Annotated in this window: 11 protein-coding genes and 2 pseudogenes; 3 read left to right on the forward strand and 10 right to left on the reverse strand. The window is 73.8% G+C overall.

Annotated features, from left to right (window positions below):
- Positions 1–324: 324 nt before the first annotated feature.
- On the reverse strand, positions 325–735 hold the full coding sequence (locus ACZ619_RS24860; RefSeq protein ID WP_469602864.1) for a hypothetical protein: 411 nt from the start codon (positions 733–735) through the stop codon (positions 325–327).
- Between the two features lie 396 nt (positions 736–1,131).
- Between ACZ619_RS24860 and ACZ619_RS24865 the strand changes: the two are divergent.
- Positions 1,132–1,308: pseudogene (locus tag ACZ619_RS24865) on the forward strand (ISL3 family transposase); the annotation flags it as partial.
- A gap of 34 nt (positions 1,309–1,342) precedes the next feature.
- Here ACZ619_RS24865 and ACZ619_RS24870 read toward each other — a convergent pair.
- The 9 genes and pseudogenes from ACZ619_RS24870 to ACZ619_RS24910 all read right to left on the reverse strand — a co-directional run.
- Positions 1,343–1,594 (reverse strand): annotated as a pseudogene (locus tag ACZ619_RS24870) (ISKra4 family transposase); the annotation flags it as partial.
- A gap of 311 nt (positions 1,595–1,905) precedes the next feature.
- Positions 1,906–2,334: a hypothetical protein gene (locus tag ACZ619_RS24875; protein WP_469602867.1), complete on the reverse strand. Its 429-nt coding sequence runs from the start codon at positions 2,332–2,334 to the stop codon at positions 1,906–1,908.
- Between the two features lie 552 nt (positions 2,335–2,886).
- Positions 2,887–3,444 (reverse strand): hypothetical protein, encoded by a 558-nt coding sequence (locus tag ACZ619_RS24880; protein ID WP_469602870.1) that lies wholly within the window; start codon positions 3,442–3,444, stop codon positions 2,887–2,889.
- Positions 3,445–3,474: 30 nt separating this feature from the next.
- Complete coding sequence (locus tag ACZ619_RS24885) at positions 3,475–7,674, reverse strand: CHAT domain-containing protein (RefSeq protein ID WP_469602873.1); 4,200 nt, start codon at positions 7,672–7,674, stop codon at positions 3,475–3,477.
- Positions 7,671–10,964 carry a protein kinase domain-containing protein gene (locus tag ACZ619_RS24890; RefSeq protein WP_469602876.1) on the reverse strand — a complete coding sequence of 1,098 codons (3,294 nt, stop codon included), beginning with the start codon at positions 10,962–10,964 and terminating at the stop codon, positions 7,671–7,673. Before ACZ619_RS24890 ends, ACZ619_RS24885 begins: the two co-directional genes overlap by 4 nt.
- Positions 10,965–11,051: 87 nt before the next feature.
- Positions 11,052–11,813, reverse strand: coding sequence for an FHA domain-containing protein (locus ACZ619_RS24895; protein WP_469602879.1), 762 nt, complete (start codon positions 11,811–11,813; stop codon positions 11,052–11,054).
- The gene (locus ACZ619_RS24900) at positions 11,801–12,529 is read right to left on the reverse strand and encodes a 4Fe-4S single cluster domain-containing protein (protein WP_469602882.1); all 729 of its coding nucleotides are present in this window, start codon (positions 12,527–12,529) and stop codon (positions 11,801–11,803) included. The genes ACZ619_RS24895 and ACZ619_RS24900 overlap by 13 nt, the downstream gene beginning before the upstream one ends.
- On the reverse strand, positions 12,520–14,604 hold the full coding sequence (locus ACZ619_RS24905) for an AAA family ATPase (protein WP_469602884.1): 2,085 nt from the start codon (positions 14,602–14,604) through the stop codon (positions 12,520–12,522). The genes ACZ619_RS24900 and ACZ619_RS24905 overlap by 10 nt, the downstream gene beginning before the upstream one ends.
- On the reverse strand, positions 14,594–15,865 hold the full coding sequence (locus tag ACZ619_RS24910) for a hypothetical protein (RefSeq protein ID WP_469602887.1): 1,272 nt from the start codon (positions 15,863–15,865) through the stop codon (positions 14,594–14,596). Before ACZ619_RS24910 ends, ACZ619_RS24905 begins: the two co-directional genes overlap by 11 nt.
- A gap of 111 nt (positions 15,866–15,976) precedes the next feature.
- Here ACZ619_RS24910 and ACZ619_RS24915 point away from each other — a divergent pair, with 111 nt between their 5' ends.
- Together ACZ619_RS24915 and ACZ619_RS24920 are read left to right on the forward strand one after the other, a co-directional pair.
- Positions 15,977–16,756 (forward strand): hypothetical protein, encoded by a 780-nt coding sequence (locus tag ACZ619_RS24915; protein ID WP_469602890.1) that lies wholly within the window; start codon positions 15,977–15,979, stop codon positions 16,754–16,756.
- A gap of 4 nt (positions 16,757–16,760) precedes the next feature.
- Complete coding sequence (locus tag ACZ619_RS24920; protein WP_469602892.1) at positions 16,761–17,447, forward strand: RES family NAD+ phosphorylase; 687 nt, start codon at positions 16,761–16,763, stop codon at positions 17,445–17,447.
- Positions 17,448–17,451: the final 4 nt, after the last annotated feature.

Here is a 17,451-nt window from a genome sequence, read left to right on the forward strand (position 1 = left end):
CGAGCCCCGATCACCTACGAGATCACCGTCCACCCAACACCAACTACCCTGGCCCGAGCCGCATAGACGTGTTCAAACTCCGGGGTCAAGGCCCGCTTGCTGTCGCAGGACACTTCAATCTGTTCATCAACCTCCAAGGAAACCAGCGGAAATTCCAATTCGGACGTGAGCCTGACAGGAGCGCTGCCCTTGCGTGGACGTGGAACGTTTTGGACTGAACCAGCACAGGCCCCGGAAACAGCGAGCCCATCGAGTCATCGCCGAGATGCCTGAACACCCCTCGTGTAGCTGTCAGGCATATCGCTGAACTTTCACGAATCGCCATCACCAGCGCGTGATCCAATCGGTGACCCGGCGGATGGTCAGGTGGGGCAGCGGAGAATCCGTTGGGACTGCCCCGGTGCGGTAGGGCTGCAGGTGGCGGCGGACGGTGCTGATGTCGTCGCGGTAACCCAGTTGCTGGATTTCACGGGTGAGTGCGGCGGCGTTGGTGCAGCCCTCCATCCACCGGTGATGCAGGTAGAGCCGGTAGTCATCGATCACGCAGGGGCGGTGGGTTGCCGCGACGAGGAGCTGCTCGACATCGGCGGCCCGTGCGAAGCGCAGGACGGTGCCGCGGCTGAGGCGTAGTTCACGGGCGATGGCGCGCAGGCCGTCGCCGCGTTCGATGCGTTCGTGGATCTGCTGGTGGCGTTCGCGAGTGCGGGTGACCAGCGGGCGCTGACGTCCGTGCACTTCGAAGGCGAGATCGCACCCGCCCTGTTGGAACGAAAACCAATGAGACTATGTCTGACCCGCCACGTCGCCACAAGAACGGTCAACGACCGCACCCGAAGGGGCGGCAGACACGTCGGTCCGCTTCCAACCGAGCGACGTTTCTGCGAGGTCGAGGTCTTGGAGCTGACAGGAGGCACGGTGACCGGGAAACAGGGTCCCACCTGCCTCACCCCCAAGCACAGATTGCCTGACGATCCATCAAGGAACTCAGCAATGGGTCAGCATCGACACGACCGAACATGGCCACACATGACGACAGGTGCACACCACTCCGGGCGCGCTACGACTGGCCTGGCCTGGGGAAAGACCAGCTCCAGCGGGGAGCTGGTAGAGGAGCGAGCTGTGTTCTACTACCTGCTCAAGTACGTCAACCAAGGCCGCGCAGACGCCGACTGAAGCCATATATCACCACGTCGACTCGCCCGGATGCTGCTGACCAGGCCCGACAACCTCAAGGCCGAGCAGTACGAGCTCCTGGCCAAACTCACCGCCGCTTGCCCCGAGATGACCCAACTGGCCTCAGGCATGAGGGATGGGTGCGGCTCTGTCTGAGTGAGTTCCCGTGTCAGGCTTGAAGTGCGTAGATGTGCTGGTCGGGTAGGGGATGGAGCCGTTCGTGCTCTTTCCGCGCGTGGAAGATCCAGTAGCCGGGGAAGTCGTCGTTGCTGATGACGGTGCGGAGGGTGAGGACGGCTTCGGCGCCGGGGACTGTCCACCTGCTGCCGGTGATGTCGACTCTGTCGGCGACCAGATGGCGGGCTGCTCCTTCGACGGCGCCGCTGGCGATCGGCCAGCCCGTTGCCAGGGCCTGGTCGTAATCGGGTCACGGTCACCGGCCCCGGCACGGTGGCCCGTTGCCGCCGGTGGCCCTTCTCCAGCCTGCTCCGGCCGCCGACGAGCGCGGCCCGCTCATGCGGACCGAGAGCGGACAGGTGGTCCTCCTCGTGGCGGGCCCGCCACTCGAGATGGGCCTGCAGGAGCAGTCGCCCCAGTTCCCGGGAGCCCGCTTCGACGTCGGCCTCAGTCTGTTCATGCGTCGCGGTGAGTGCTTCGGGGCTGGAGAGGCGGGTGGCCAGAGAAGTGAGGGAAGAAAACACGCGGGCAAAGGGGTCAGCCGCCGCGGCCGTTTCATACGCTGCGTTCAGGCGCACCCGCGCCCGCCCGCCCCGCACCGCCCCACGCGAACAGGCCCGGCTCGTCCTCGGCCAGCCAGCCCCGCTCCACCAGCCGTTTCAGCTTCGAACGGAACCCCTCCACCTTGTTCTTGTCCGTCGGCAACCCCAGCGCGGCGCACAGATGATGCGCCCGCATCGGATGCACCGCGTCCTGCAACACCTCCACGACGTCCCGGTACGAGCGAGGCAGCACATCCGCCTCGACCCCCGGCTCCCACTGCGGCACCAACCGCACCCCGACCGGCGATCCCGCCCCGCTCTCCTCCACCGGCAGCAAGACTTCCTCCGTGGCCTCGTCCACGGACACCGTCACCGCCCCCTCGCCGGACAGGATCTCCGTCATCGTCATCGACTCCCGGGTGATCTCCAGCCGGGACAGCACAGCCTCCCGCTCGGCAACACGACCAGCCAACTCCGGTCGTTTCCGCAGGTCAGCGACTGGTGGTCGATCGTTCCTGCAGATCAGCCGAGTGACTGGTCTCTTCCGGGACATCTGACCGCAGTCGAAACTACCCGGCAGGGAGCGGACATCGGCGACAGTCACTTGTCGTGTTCGCCTAACCAATTGGTTCCGCTGCCCTGTCGCAGGTCACGCCGGCTTTCCCCGGGGAGAATCTGGGGAGTATCCGCTCCGCCGGGGAGCGCGTGGGGAGGATCGGCTGCATAACGCAGCACGAACCTGAAACGCTCTGAAAGACGCATCCGCGCAGGTAAGCCCCTGATGCGGTGGCATCAACGCAGGTCAGCCCCACCCCGTGGACAACTCCATGCCGAAGGTGCCCTGGAGGGTGGGGCGGGTGGTGAAACGCATCTCTCACCTCGGTGTTCGCGCGCGCGGGTCGGGTCCGATCGCCCTGATCATGCAGCAGGACTCTGTCACGGACCCCGTGCCGGCGGGTAGCCGCACGGATCCGCACGGATCCGCACGGCGGCCTCAGTCGTACGTCGGGCCCGTCACGTCCAGGTCGGTCCGCATGGCCGCGCGCATGCCCGACAGGTCCCGCCAGCCCTGCCTGACCACCGTGCGGACGCGGTCCGGTTCGTCGCCGTCGCGGGCCCTGTCGCGGGTGGCGCGGGCCAGGCTGCCGTAGACCGAGCCCAGTCCCCTGTCGACCTTCCGTACCTCCGCCAGCACCGTGTCCGGCACGATCATCTGGGCCTCGGCGTAGCGGCGGCGGTAGTCCACCCGGGCCGTCTCCACCTCGGCCAGGGACACCTCCGGGTCGCCCCCGATGTCCAGCACGTGCGCGTGGTCGTTGAGGGTCGCCAGGTAGTGGCGGGCCGCCGCGTTGAGTTCCGTGTACGCGGTCTGGCGGGCCTCCCGCCCCGACTGCCTCCGCCGGTCGGCGAGTTCGGCGAGGCGGACGCGTTCGAGCCGGTCCAGCTCCTCGCGCCGCAGCCCGTCCCCGTGGCGCTGGGTCAGCCAGGCCGAACCGAGTGTGCCGCCCACGCCGACGACCGCCACCAGCAGGCCCGTCACGGCCGAGTCCATCGTCCCCCTCCCCCGTCTCACCGGTTGGTTTCAGTGTCCCTGACAGGCGAAGGCCGCCCACAGTTCCAGGGCCGAAGGGTCCCCGTCGTGAAGGATGTCCGCGATCGGGCGGGGCATGTCGCCCGGGAGCACACGGTCCGGGTCGAGGAGCCACAACTGGGCCTGGCGCAGGGCCCGTACGGGTGTCGCGCCGGTACGGAGGCGGTCGTGGAAGACGTACATCATCAGCGCCGTCAGACCGTCCGGTACCTCCCAGCGCGAGCCGACGACCCCGGTCGCACCGGCGGCCAGGAACGCCGTGGACAGGGTGAGGGCCTCGTCGAAGTCGCCGGTGGTGTGGTCGCTGACGCAGGCGTCGAGCACGACCAGGCCGCCGGGGGAACCGGGCGGGCGGCCCCGGGCCTGGCGGAGGATCTCGCGGACCGGCAGCCGTCCGGTGCCGCCGTCCGCAGGCGGGGCCAGCAACAGACAGGCGTCCAGAGGTGAGTTGCCCGACGGGCGGGCGTGGCAGGCGAGGTGGAGGACGGAGGCTCCGGCCCCTGCGGCGCCGGGGAGCGCGGCCAGGATCTCGGCGGGGGTACCGGGGCCGGCGGCCCGGCGCACCCGGCCGAGGAGCCGGCCCGACGCGTAGAGCGCCGCGTGGATCTGGCGGGCCTCGGTGGCCGCGCCGGGCAGCGTGCCGTCGGGGTTGCCGACGATCACCGGGCGGGCGTCGAAGGGCAGGCGCGGGCGGCTCACCACCTCGTGGAGCTGGCGGGCCGAGGCCGCGTACGAGATCGTCAGGCGCTCCAGCGCGCGCACCGGACGGCCGCCGTGCCGCAGTCCGCTGCTGAGCAGGGCCGCGTGCCAGGGGATGCCGCCGAGGTCGCCGAACGGGACCAGGACCAGGTGGGGTTCGGGGCCCGCCTCGCGGATCAGGGGCGAGCGGATGAGCGGGCCCATCACCACCGGGCCCGCCCAGTCGCAGAGTTCGGTGAGCGCGGAGCGCCAGCGGGTGTGCGCGGCCTCGTGGACGTCCGGGTCGCCGGAGTGGTCCAGGGCCTCCTGGCGGTCGCGGTGGGCGGTGCGGCAGGTGGCGAGGATGTCCAGTCCGCCGCTCTGGAGCAGGCCGAACTCGACCGTGCCGACGTGGGATTCGTGTGTCACCACCACCGCCGTGCCGGCGCGGGATCCTCCGGGTGGCAGCAGGTAGACCAGCGCATGGGCCCCGGTGCCGCGCAGGGCGGCGGCGATCTCGTCGACCGTGGGCGGCGCCATCAGGACCGTGCCCGCACGGGAGCGGGCCAGCGCGGTGAGCGTACGGCGGCGGAGGTCGTCGGGGAGCGGGAGTTCGGCGCCCTCGCCGAGCGTGCCGAGCAGCGAGCCGGGGCCGTCGACCAGCGCCGCCAGGCCGCCGGCCGGTGCCGGCCGGCCGCCGCTCTCCCACTCCTCGGCGAGGTCGGCCCGGTCGGCCTCGCGCAGCAGCGCGGGCACGTCGGCGGTGGTCGTGGAGGCGTGCAGCACCTGCCCGCGCCCCAGCTCCAACGCCTCCACCGCGGCGGCCAGTTCGCCGTCCCCAAGACACCAGCGGGCGATGTGCAGCGCCCGGTCGGCGGCGGAGCGGGCCATCTGGAGCGCCGGTTCGGCGGCGGCCTGGAGCAGGACGACGGTCGCCGCCTCGCGCAGCCCGGCGATACCCGTGCGCCGCCCGTCCGCGTCGTCGCCGGGGGCCGAGCGCAGCCGCAGGGAGTCGGCGAGGACGTTGGTGAGGAAGGTGCCCACCGGGGACGGGGGCCGGTCCGCGAGGTGCTCGCGGGCGGCCCGCGCCACCTCGACGGCCCGGTCGGCGTCGGCGGGGGCACGCCCTTGCAGGAAGCGGTTGCGGCTCAGCACGGCGGTCAACGCGGCGGCCCTGAGGCCCTCCTGGCTCTCCTGCGGCACGGCGTCGAGGATGTCCTGGAGCATCTTCTCGGCCGACTCGACGCCCCGCCTGTTGTACGGCGAGAACGACGTCATCAGCAGCGCGCCCGCCGTGCGCAGCAGCATCCTGGGCCGGTCGGGATGGTTCTCGGGCAGCGCCTGGGCGGTCTCCGCCATGAGGGCCAGGCCCTCCACCCGGTCCCGCGTGCTGCCGCCGCTGAAGGACAGGATGAGCAACATCAGGCCGAAGTCCGCGTCGATCGGCAGGCGTTCGGGGTCGTCCTCGTCCAGGGTCTCCCGCAGCCGGCGCATCGACTCGACGGCCGCCGCCGTCCCGGACCGGGAGCGGGCGGTGACGGCGTACATGAACTGGAGCTGCACCAGGCCGTGTTCGAGGTGGGCCCGGTCCCGCTCGATCAGGTACAGGTCGATGGACGCCCCGGTGTCGCCGCCGTCGAGGACGGCACCGACCTCCTGCATGTAGCGGACCGCGGCCTCCAGGTCCTGGAGGTCGCCGCCGGTCTGGTAGCGCTGGTAGAGGTTGACGGCCAGGTTCTGGAGGTACACGACCCGGTTCACGTCGTCCAGCGCGGTCTGCCGGAACGCCAGGGTGAGATGACGGATCGCCGCGTCCAGGTCGTCGGCGGAGTGGGACAGGGCGTGGCGCTGGCTGAGCGCGGCGGCGTACGCGCCGTGCGCCTGCGAGCCGAACCCCGGTGTGTGCGACGGCACCCGCATCGACTCGTTGAGCAGCGCGATCGTACGGTCGACGCCTTCGAGGTCGCCGTGGCCCCGGTCGTCCCTGACGATGGCCGCGTGCGCGAGCTGGTTGAGCAGGTCGCTGCGCACCGGGTCGTCGGGCGGGTACAGCTCGACGGCCCGTTCCAGGTGGCGCAGCGCCTCGTCGTTGTCGTACCGGTCGGGGTGGCGTTCGCGCAGGGAGTTCAGCAGGCAGCCGAGGACGGCGTGGCTGGGCGGGCGCCGGTCGTCGTCCTCGGCGAGGGTGTCGAGCGCCTCCCGCAGCAGCCCCACCGCCTCTTCGTTCTCCGCGGTCGGTGCGGTGCCGGACCCGGCGGACTCGTCCCGCTCGGCGAGTGCCGCGCCGAGCATCGCGGTCGCCTGGGCGTGGTAGGGGCTCTCGCGGTCGAGCAGCCGGTACAGGTCGCGCAGCCGGGCGACATAGGCGGGGCGGTCCCCGGGGGCGACCCGGCCGTCACCGCGTTCGCGGTAGACGTCCACGAGGTGCGCGGCGGCGAAGACCCGTGAGCCGTGCTCCTCCGGCAGCGTCGCGGCGAGCAGCTCAAGGTGCGGGTGGGCGAGTTCGGGGGTGTCTGAGGAGTCCAGGAAGAGCCGGGCGAGGCGGACCCGGGCCTCGGTCTCGATCTCGTCGGCCTCGTCCGCCCAGGAGCCGCCGCCGTCCTCTGCGGGCTCCCACTCGGCCGGCCGCAGCGCGTCGAGCACCGCCCCGAGCACGCCGGCCGCCTCCCGCAGGTCGTTCCCGGCCCGGTCCCGGTCGTGACGGTCGGCGAGCGCGCAGCCGTAGCTGACGAAGAGACCGGGATGCACGTCGTCCCCGAGCAGCGGCAGCCCGTCCCCGAAGGCGACGAGAGCATCGTCGAGATCGTCGGGGCGGGAGCCGTCGGGGGTGATGCCGCGGAGGCGGGCGCCGTCAGGCGTGGTGTCAGCAGAACGGGCGCCGTCCCGCGTGATGTCACCAGAACGGGCGGCGTCCCGCGTGATGTCACCAGAACGGGAGCCATCAGGGGTGATGTCGCCGGGGCTGGCTCCGTCCCGCGTGGTGTCGTCGGTTTCGGCATCGGCGGTGGCTGTGGCTGTGGCTGTCGGAGCGCCGGTTCCGGTGGGGGGCCCGGTCTCGTCGGTCTGAGCGCCCGGCGCGGGATCGTCCCGGTCCGCGTCCGGGGCTCCTGCGGCCTCGTGCCGGGCGTGCAGCAGGAGGCCGAGGCGGACGCAGGCGGTCGCGTACTCCGGGGTGTCCGGGGGCAGGGTCGCGCGGGCCAGGGCGAGCAGAGGTGCGGCCCGGTCACGCAGGCCCGGCGGGTCCTGGACGCCGTAGGCCTCGGCGTGGCCCGCCACGGCCTGCCAGAAGCCCACCGACAGGGTGAGACCCAGCAGGAACCGGGCCCGGGCCAGCGCCCTCGGGTCCGCGTCCGCCGCCTCTTCCTCCAGCAGGTCGCGGGCGTGCAGCAGGACGTCGCGGCAGCGCCGCCAGGACCCGCCGGCCTCCTCCGGGCGGTCCTGCTCGTCGTGGAGTTCGAGCAGTTCCTCGGCGTGATCGAGGAGTTCGAGCGGCCCGGCGGCCGGCGCCGTCATCGTGCCGCGCGCCGGGTCCGGCGTACCGCGAATCCCGCCGCGTACAGGCTCAGCGGCAGCGCGAGCAGCAGCGCCGCCCAGAAGGCCGCGTGCCCCCACACCTCCGCGAGGCCGGTGAACAGGTCGGGCGCCACGGGCAGGCTCAGCGCGCGGGCGGGTTCCACGGGCGGGGGCCACAGGCCGAGCAGAGTCACCGCGACCGCCGCCCACCCCAGCACCCGGCGGGCGAGCGCCGGTGCGGCGCACGCGGCCAGGGCGCAGACCGCCGCGCAGACCAGCAGGTACTGCGACTGGTAGGAGGCGCCCTGCCGCCCGGTCCCCCAGGAGGCGAGCGTCGGATGGTCGCCGTCGAGCGCGACCCGGGTCTCGACCGCCGCCCACAACAGGGCGAGCAGGGTGAACAGCGCGGACACCGCGAACAGCGCGCGGTCGCGGGTGCCGCGCGGGCCGGTGCGCCAGCGCGTCGGGTTCTCGTACGGGCGCCTGGGCAGCCCGGCCCGGGCCCGGCGCTGCTCGGCCCGCTCGCGCCGCAGCCGGGCCTGCTCCTCCTCTGCGGTGCGGGCCAGGCCGAGTTGGCGGCGGGCCACGACCGCCAGCAGCACACAGACCAGCGGGACGAGCAGCAGGGCCGTGACGCCGTTCCAGCTCTTCCAGCCGCCCAGGAAGTCACGCATGCGCCCGGTCAGCCAGTCGGGGGCGTGCAACGGGTGCAGCGGAGGCAGATCGGGGCGTGCCCAGCCGGCGTACGCCGCCACGGCCGCCCCCGCCAGCAGCAGCCGGCCGGAGATCCTGGCCGGGGCCGCCGCGTACGCCACCGCGCCGGCCAGGGCCACCGCGCACAGCCCGGTCTGGGCCGCGGAGGCGAGGTCGGCGGCGCGGGCCAGCGGGGCGACGAGCCGGTCGGCGGGGTCGAGGGCGTCGCCGCCGAGCCCGCTGTCGTGCACGAAGCGCAGCATCGCGCCGGACCAGATCAGCAGCCAGAACGCGGTGAACAGGGCGGCGCCCGCGGTCAGGCGGCGGGCCAGCGGGGGCCAGGCCGTGGCCCACCACTCGGTGAGGGTGACCGTGTGGTCCTGTCCGATCGCGTCGGCGCGCAGCGCTCTCGGCAGCAGCACGGCCGCGGCGACCAGCGCCGCCCGGCCGGGCACGGTCCGCACATCGCCGCCGGCCGCCCGGCGGTGCAGCTCCGCCCAGCGCCGCAGGAACCCGGCGTCCGCCGCCCGGCCGTGGATCAGCGCGTTCGACCGGTGGCGCAGCGTACCGAGACGGGCCAGCAGGGCGAGCACCCCCACGGGCGCCTTCGCAAGGAACGCGGCCAGCGGACCGGGCAGTCCGGTGAGCGGCAGCAGGGCCCGCCCGCGCTGTCCCGGGTGCACGATGAGCGCGGCGGCCAGCCCGTAGGCGGCGTTCGTCTCACGCTGGTCCAGCCGGCCGGCGCGGCCGCCGTCGCCGCCGGTACGGCGGCCCAGCGTGCGGGCCCGGGCGCGGACGTCCTCGATGGTGCGCGGGAGTTCCTCGGCCAGCGCGAGCAGCACCTCGCAGCGGCCGTCGGCGCACCCGGTGTGGCCGCAGCGGAAACCGGCGGCCACCGTCGGCACGTTGGCCTTGAGCAGCTCGTCGATGAACGCGACCGCGCCCTGCCCCTGGGCGATCCGCGCGATGCCGTCCGCGTCCACGCGCCGGCCCCGGTACTGCGGGGTCGCGGTCGGCGCGAACACGGCGACGAAGGCGAGCGCGGCCACCGCGGCACGTACCGGCCGGTCCGGTCCGCGCTTGAGTTCGAGCAGCTGACCGCTGTCGTACGAGGTGTCCTTGAGTTCCTTCGTCAGCCAGGTCGCCAGCCGCTGCCCGCCGTCCGCGGCGAGCCAGTCCGCCGCCTCCTGGGAGTGCCGCGCCATCGCCGCGGCGAGGCTCTCGGCCTCGTGGTGGGCGGTGCCGCGGAAGGTGATGGGGCTGTTGGCGTGGCGGGCGGCGGTGGGCGCGGCGTCCGGTGCGGCGGGGCGGACGACCTGCGGTGTGTCGCCCTTGAGCCAGCGGCGTACCTCGGCGGCGGTCCAGCGGTCGTCGGGGTCCTTGGTGAGCAGGCCCTGGAGCAGCAGGTTCTGCCGGGCGTCCGTGACGGCGGACAGGTCGACCTCGTGGTTGACGATCAGGGCGCGGGTCCACGCCTCGTCGGTGATGCGGGCGTCGTCGCCGAGGACGTACAGCGGGCGTCCGGTGAACACCTGGTACAGGACGAGGCCGAGGGTCCACCACGGGGTGGCCTTGAGGTTCTGGTTCACGATCTGCTCGGGCGCCATGTAGAGCGCGGTGATCTGGAAGTCGCGGTAGCTCTGGCTGACGGTGAACCTGGCCACGCCGCCGAAGTCCGCGACGACCAGCTGGAACCGGCCGTCGTTCTCCTTCCCGGTGCCGCCGTGGCTCTGCCGGACGAGGATGTTGGCGGGCTTCAGGTCCAGCGGGTTGCGGTCGATGCGGGTCTGCCAGAAGTCGAGCAGGTCGGCGAGTTCGCGTACGGTCCGCTCGGTCCGGGCCCGTTCCTCGCGCGGTTTCCCGTCGCGCAGTCTGCGGGCGAGGTGGTCCTCGAACGTGGTCGGCAGGTACTCCATCGCCACCCAGCCGCACACCGTCCCGCCGATCGCGATGTCGCCGAACTCGTGGATGCGCGGGACGTGCCGGCGGAAGGCGGGGGTCGCGAGGTGTTCGAGGGTGTCCAGGTCCATGGCCTGGCCCGGGTGGGCGATCTTCACCGCCGCGTCGGTGCCGTCGGTCAGCCTGCGCACGTGCCAGACCACCCCCTCGCTGCCGGCGCCCGCGATGCCGTGCGGCTCGTAGCGGTCGCGCAGGGCCTGGGGGAACTCGGCGTGGGCGGTGGTGGGATCGCGGCGGGTGGGCGGCTGCGTGGAGCGGGCGGGACGGGTCCGGGCCTCCGGGGACGACTCCGCGGGCCGGGCCCCCTGCACCGGGGTCGGCGGGCTCGCCGGGGACGCGGTGCCGGACCGCTGCACCCGGGTGGGCGGGCTCTGCGGGGCGGCGGGCCCGGCGGCCGGGTCCGGTGGGCCCTGGCGCCCCGGGTCCGGGCGCTGGACACGGGTGGGCGGGCTCTGCGGCGACGGGGGCGCGGCGGCCGGGTCCGACGGGCCCTGGTGGGCCGGGCTCTGACGCTGCACTCGTGTCGGCGGGCTCGCGGGGGTGGTCCTGGGCCGCCGTTGCCGGCGGGTCGGCGGGCTCGGTGCCCGGCCCGGCGGGTCGGCGGGGCCCTCGGGCTCCTCGGTCGGGTTCTCGGCCATACGGGGTCCTCGAATGATCCTGGGTGCCCGGCGCGTTGGCGGGCGTCGTACGGGTGGCTGTGGTGCGGGGAGTCCGCGGCGGGCGGGTCAGCGGGGCGCGCCGTACTCGTCGAGTTCCACGAGGGTCACGTCCACGTCCTCGGCCAGCCGGAGGCGGTGGGTGCCCGGCCAGAGCTGGGCGGGGCGGGTGACGGACTGTCCGTCGACGTACGTGCCGTTGGCCGAGCCCAGGTCGGTGATGTAGAGCCGGCCCGCGTGCCAGGCCAGCTCGGCGTGGTGCCGGGAGAGCTGGTCGAGCCCGGCCAGGCCCGGTACGTGGGCGCAGTCGGGGGCGTCCCGGCCCAGCCGGGTGGGGGCCTGCCCTTCGGCGCGCACGGGGACGAGGGCGCCGCCGAGCACGAGGGCGAGGCAGGGTGCGGCGGGCCCGGCGGGCGCGGATGCGGCCCCGCGACCGGACGCCGGTGGGGGCTGCCGCCGGGTGACGGGCCCGGCGCTCCGCGCCCCGGACGTACGGCGGTCCGGTTCGGCCTCCGGGCGGGCCGTCCGCTCCCGAGGCGCACGACGGTCCGGTTCGGCCTCCGGGCGGGCGGTGCGGTCCCGGGGGCTGTCGGCCGGTGCCTGGGGACGGCCCCGGGTCCGGCCGGCTCCCTCCCGGGTCCCGGCGCCGGCCCCGGGACGCGCGCCGGGGCCTGCGGCCGCGCCGGCCTCCGGCTCCGGCTCCGCCGTCACGTAGACCCGTTCGGGAACGAGCCGTTCCCATTCGTGGACCGTGCAGAAGCCGCGCCGAGGCGACGACGGGCACTCGTCCGGGGTCACCGGGCAGCGGTAGCGGGTGGTCACGGACGCCATGTGTTCTCCCGGAAGGTCACCCCGCGTGCGGCCAGGTCCCGTTCCAGCGCGCCGAGTTCGCCGGGTCTCGGTACGCCGATGATGTGCACGTCCCCGTCCGTCACCCGCACCTGGAGTTCGGGCCGGTCGGCCGTGCGGCGCAGGTGGGGGCCGTAGCGGCGGCGGCCGAGCGCGGTGCGCGCGACCAGCCGCTGGTTGGCGGAGCCGCGCCAGACCAGTGCGGTGGGTTCGCCCGCCCGGTACCGCCCGGTGACGACGGCGTCCGCGCGGCCCAGTACGTCCGCGGCCTCGGGCGAGGCGGCGATCTCGGCGTCCTCCCAGCCGGTGTAGACGAGCAGGTCGGCGTCGGCCCGGCCGTCGGCGACGCGCACCCGGTCGGCGGCGTCGAGCAGCGCGGCCAGGGCGGCCGGCTGCTCCAGCGGTTCACCGCCGCTGACGGTCAGCCCGTCGTAGCCCTCGGCCAGGCCGCGCCGCCACAGCAGGGCCAGCCGGGCCACGTCCACGTCGTGGCCGCCGCGGGGGTCCCAGGTCTGGCGTGACATGCAGCCGGCGCAGGCGAGCGGGCAGCCCTGCACCCACACACCGAGCCGTCGGCCCGGGCCGAGCGCGGTGACGGGTCCGAGCACCTGGGACACGCGCAGCACGGGCCCCGGCGGCTCCGGCACGGTCCGCGGCGCTCCCGGACGGCCCTCGTCCCTCACGTCCCTCACGTCCATCGCCGTACCTTCAGCGTGTACGCCTCGTCCCGGCCGTCCACGGCCTCGATCTCGATGTGCTCGCCGGGCCGGGCGGGTTCGTGGAACAGCTCTCTGGAGAGCGGGTTGACCAGCGCGGACTCCACGGCGGTCACCACTCCTCGGCCGCCGTGGTCGAGGCGGCGGACGGCCTCGACGCGCAGCACCTCCCAGGGGTCGTCGGCCAGCGTCAGCTCGGCGCCGTGCACCTCCCGGACCCGGCCGGTCACCGAGGCGAGCGCCTTGTTGAGGATGAGCGGGACCGAGTCGGGCTGGATGAAGTCCATGGGCACGAAGCTGTCGCCGAACCGGTTGCGCAGTTCGGGCCGTCCGATGTGGTCGTTGAAGAAGAGGTCGAAGGCCGCGCGCAATGCCTCGCGCACGTCCTCGGGCTTGTCGTGCCGGGTGAGCCGGGGCTGTCGCTTCGCCGTCTCGGCCTCCGGGTCGGCGTCCTGCGGCGCGTCCTTCTCCCCGCGCCGGCCCCTGGGCCGCACCACCTCGGCCGACACCCCCAGGTTGGAGGTGAAGATCAGGACGCACTCGGTGAAGTGGACCGTGGCGCCCTGTCCGTCGGTCAGCCTGCCGTCCTCCAGGATCTGCAGGAACAGGTCGAACAGCCGGGGGTGCGCCTTGTCGATCTCGTCGAAGAGCAGCACGCTCATCGGCGACGCCCTTACGGCGTTGGTCAGTTCGCCGCCCGCGCTGTGCCCGACGAAGCCGGGCGGGGCGCCGATCAGCCGGTCCCTGGCGTGCTCCTCGGCGAACTCGCTCATGTCGAAGCGGATCGGGCGGGCGTCCTCGCCGAGGATCATCTTGGCGACGCCCTTGGCGAGTTCGGTCTTGCCGACCCCGGTCGGCCCGGACAGGAAGAGCGTGCCGCGCGGCCTGCTGGGCGAACTGGAGGACTGGGCACCGGTCAGTCCGGCCGCCGAGCGCATGAAGATCTCGATGGTCCGCCGGACGGCGTGCGGCTGGCCGATGACCGCCGCGTTCAGGTACTCCTCGCCGTGGAGGATGTTCTCCCGGACGGCCCGGGTGGCCCAGGGGTTGTCGAGCACCCCGACCCGGTACAGCCGGGCGGCCTCGTCGAGCCGGCTCAGCGGCAGTCCCCGGTCGGCGGCCATCCGTCCCACCGCGAGGATCTCCCCGACGCCCATGCCGTACGAGGAGCGGGCCAGCGCGTCGGTCGCCTGCACCTGCTCGTCCGGTGTCGCCGGTGCCGTGTCCTCGGGTTCCCCGGGCCGGCGCCCGGCGAGTCGCTCGACCACGAACCGGGCGGCCGCGTGCCGCTGGTCGTGGGGCGGCTCGGGCACCGTGATCACCCGTAACGCCCGGCTGCCGATGGCGAATTCGAGCGGCAGGTCCTCCTGTTTCTCGACCACCCAGAAGACCGTGTTGTACGGCGTCACGCCCCCGGTGCCGCGGACCGGGCGCGCGGTATGGCCCAACTCCTCGGCTGCGGCGAGTAATCGGGCGGCCTCGCCGGCCACCGGGCCGCGCGGGGAGCCGAGTCGGGCGGTGTAGGGGATGATCAGGCCGATCGCGGGGCCCGTGTGCTGGACCGTGCCGATCATGATCTCCCGGAAGCGGGCGATGCCGGCCTCGATGTCGCCGTCGTCCTCGCCGTCGTCCCGGTCCTCGACGGCCGCGGTGCCCGCGTCGCGTGCGGCGCGTTCGCGGTCGGCGCGGGCGTCCTCCTCGGCCATGCGGCGCAGGGCGGGCGGGAGGGAGAACGGGTCGTTGGTGAGCCGCCAGGCGACCACCCGGTCGTTGACCATGCTCTGCCGGGCCAGGGCGCCGTAGCCCCGGGTACGGCAGAGCGACTCGATGATCTCCTCCAGGCCGAACGGCGTTGCCGGGAGACCCGGTTCGGGTGCGGCGACCCCGCCCTCGGCGTCCTCGGGCAGCAGGAAGACATCGCGCACGTTGCCGGTGAGGAGGATCTGCGGATAGACGGTGAGCGCCATGTCCAGCTCGCGGATCCAGGCCGGGGCGGGTGCCGGTGGCCCGGCCGGCGCCTCGTCCTTGCGGAAGGCCCCCGTGGTGTCAGTGCTCACGCCCGCGCTCCTGCCCGTACGTGGTGGACCGCGCGGGCCTGGCCCGCTTCCTGCGGCGCCGCTCCGGCCGCTCGTCCCGCTGGGCGTCCTCGGTGTCCTCGGCGTCCCGGTCGTGGGCGAGGCCCGTGTCGGGCCAGGAACCGTCGGGCACCACGGCCGTGGGCCGCACCCCGGGCGGCAGCACCGACGTGCGCGCCAGGTCGACGCCGTGGGCGCGCACCGCCTCCTCGATGTCGGGCAACTGCTCCTCGCAGAACCGGTGCTGGACGTCGAGGTCGGTCTCCGGGTCGGTCTCCGACTCGGCGACCAGCACCGTGGTGAGCCCGGGGCGGTCGGGCGCGAGCGCCAGCCGCAGCCCGTAGCCGTCCGCCCCGCCGAAGGGCACGACGACGCTGCCGTTCTCCTCCAGCAGGTCGGCGAAGTCGTCTCCGACGGCGTAGTCGCGTTCGCGCAGGACCCGCATCAGGGTGTCGGCGACCGTGGACCGGTGCCGGGCGGTGTCCGCGCGGGCGACGGCCAGGTCGACCTCGTTCTCCAGGTGGGACGGGTCGGGTGCCTCGCGCACGGCCCGCTCCAGCGGCTCCCGCTCCGCCGGTCCGACGTCTTCCAGGCGGTCGAGCAGCCGGGCCCGCAGCGCGGCCGTACGGGCCGAATCACGCTGCCGCCGGGTGGACTTGTGCACGAGCACGCCGAGGTCGTGCAGGAGGGTCCGGGCCTCCTCGGTGCTGCCGGCCCGGCGCAGGGCGTCCAGACGCCGTGCGAAGAGGGGCAGGTCGTCGGGTTCGCAGGACGGCCCGTCACGGGTGAGGAGCGCTTCGGCCTCGACCAGGGCGGCGGCCCTGACCCGGTCGGTGCGGTCGGTGTTCGGCCGGGCCGCGGGAGCGGACCCCGGCCGGCCGGCCTTCGCCGTTCGCGCGGTCCTCGCCGTCCTGTCCGTCTTCCCCGCCTGCTCCGCGTGCTTCTCGGCGGCTGGCAGCGACCACACGTCGGTTGCCGCGCGGGCCAGTTCGGCCTCCGCCCGCTGGTTGACCGATTGGGCCGAGTCCAGCGCGGCGGCCAGTTCGGCCGAGTCGGCGGAGCCCGCCACGCTGACGATGTGCACGTCGATCCTGGCCGTGCCGTACGCGCGGCGCAGGGCCTTGGCCTGTCCGCGCAGATGGCGTGAGCGGGTCGTCTCCTGTGCCAGTCGGGCACGCAGTTCCCGCCGGCGTTCCGCCTCGACGTCGACGTAGGTCCACTGGTATGCCGCAGAGTTGCTCAAAGTGACCCTCCCCCAGGGCCGTTACGTAACAGGAGGCAATGATGCATCACTGACGGTTCCCACGAGCCCTGTTCGCCGATCCCGGTCCAGGGTTCTTTTTGCACTGTTACGGTGCCTGGCGGAGAGGGGGTGGTGGAGTTGACGTTCCTGGCGGACGCGGTCGAGGCGATCCGGGCCAACTGGGCCGAGTTGGAAGGCCTGTTGGACGACCCCGCGCGTGCGGAGCTCCGGGAGATCCTGGCCGAGGCCGAGTCGGACCCCGAGGCCGCCGCCGACGAACTGCGCACGCTCGTCAAGCCCTTCCTGCCGCCCGGTCATCCGCTGCGCGAGGCGCTGACTCCGTCCGGGGTCCGCTTCAGCCCGGGGTCCTCGCCGACGGTGGCGGAGCCGTCGCTGCTGGCGTCGCTGCTGCGGCTGCGGACCGGCACGGTGGCCCCCGGGGGCGCGGACGAGCCGGCCGCCCCCGCACACCTTCCCGACCCCGGCGCCCCCGCGCACCTTCCCGACCCCGCCGTCCCCGCGTACCTTCCCGACCCCGCCGTCCCCGCGCACCTTCCCGACCCCGAGGACTCCTGGCTCCTCGCCGAACCCTCGGTCTCCCGTCCTTCCCTGGTCCTCACGGTGGAGGAGCTGCGGTATCTGATCACGCTCACCGACGGCGGGGACGAGGAGCACGTGCCCGCCTTCCAGCTGGACCCGGTGTCCAAAACCCCGTACCCGGTGGTCGTGGAGATCAACAGGATGCTGTCGGCCGACGAGGACCCGTGGGGCGCCGCGGACTGGTGGCTGGGGTCGAACGTGTGGCTGGACGCCGCGCCCGCGAGGCTGCTGGGCACCGGGGCCGACGACGCCCTGCTGTCCGCCGCGCGAGCCGAGATCCCGGAGTGGTGAGCACGTGCCCGACCAGATGATCCCCGCCCCCGCCGTCCGCGCGGCCCCGCACCGGCATGTGCTGCCCGCCGGCACCGAGTTGTGGCGGGTGCACAGCGAACGCCGTGCCGCCACCGAGTTCAAGGCCGTACCGGCCGACCTGCACTGGGGCGGCGGCCGGTTCTGCCACATCCGGGACGAGTTGAGCCCGGAGCGGCTGCCCTACCTGTACGCCGGTCTGTCACCGCTGACCGCCCTGTGCGAGACCCTGGCCCGTGATCTGCGCGTGCAGCCGAACGGGCGGCGGCGCATCACCCGGCCCAGGGTGCGGGGCATGCTGCTGTCGAAGGTCGTCGCGGCCGCCGACCTGCCGCTGGTCGACCTCACGGACAACGCCCGTCTCGCGGCGGTCCGCCAGGACATCTGGCTCGTGCAGTCGGAGGCCCCGGCCTATCCGCGCACCCGGCGCTGGGGCTCCTGGATCCGCGGTCAGGCCGGCTGGGCGGTGGGCCTGCGCTGGCCCTCGCGCCAGGACTCGGGCCTGCTGTCCGGCGAGGTGTGCGCCCTGTACGAGCGCGAGGACGGCCCCGCCCTGCTCAAGCCGTCGTCCGAGGCCCCGCTCCAGCTGGACACCCCGGCCGGCCGCGACTACGTGAACGACCTGCTCGCACCGCTGCGCATCCGTGTCGAGCACCCCCGCAACCGGCCGTAGCGCC

The organism is Streptomyces sp. NPDC104367 (assembly GCF_055583825.1).

Excerpts from the sequence above, each read along its gene's own strand:
- ACZ619_RS24880 (WP_469602870.1), bottom strand. The coding sequence starts at position 3,444 with ATGGACTCGGCCGTGACGGGCCTGCTGGTGGCGGTCGTCGGCGTGGGC.
- ACZ619_RS24900 (WP_469602882.1), bottom strand. The coding sequence starts at position 12,529 with ATGGACGTGAGGGACGTGAGGGACGAGGGCCGTCCGGGAGCGCCGCGG.
- ACZ619_RS24895 (WP_469602879.1), bottom strand. The coding sequence starts at position 11,813 with ATGGCGTCCGTGACCACCCGCTACCGCTGCCCGGTGACCCCGGACGAG.
- ACZ619_RS24885 (WP_469602873.1), bottom strand. The coding sequence starts at position 7,674 with ATGACGGCGCCGGCCGCCGGGCCGCTCGAACTCCTCGATCACGCCGAG.
- ACZ619_RS24890 (WP_469602876.1), bottom strand. The coding sequence starts at position 10,964 with ATGGCCGAGAACCCGACCGAGGAGCCCGAGGGCCCCGCCGACCCGCCG.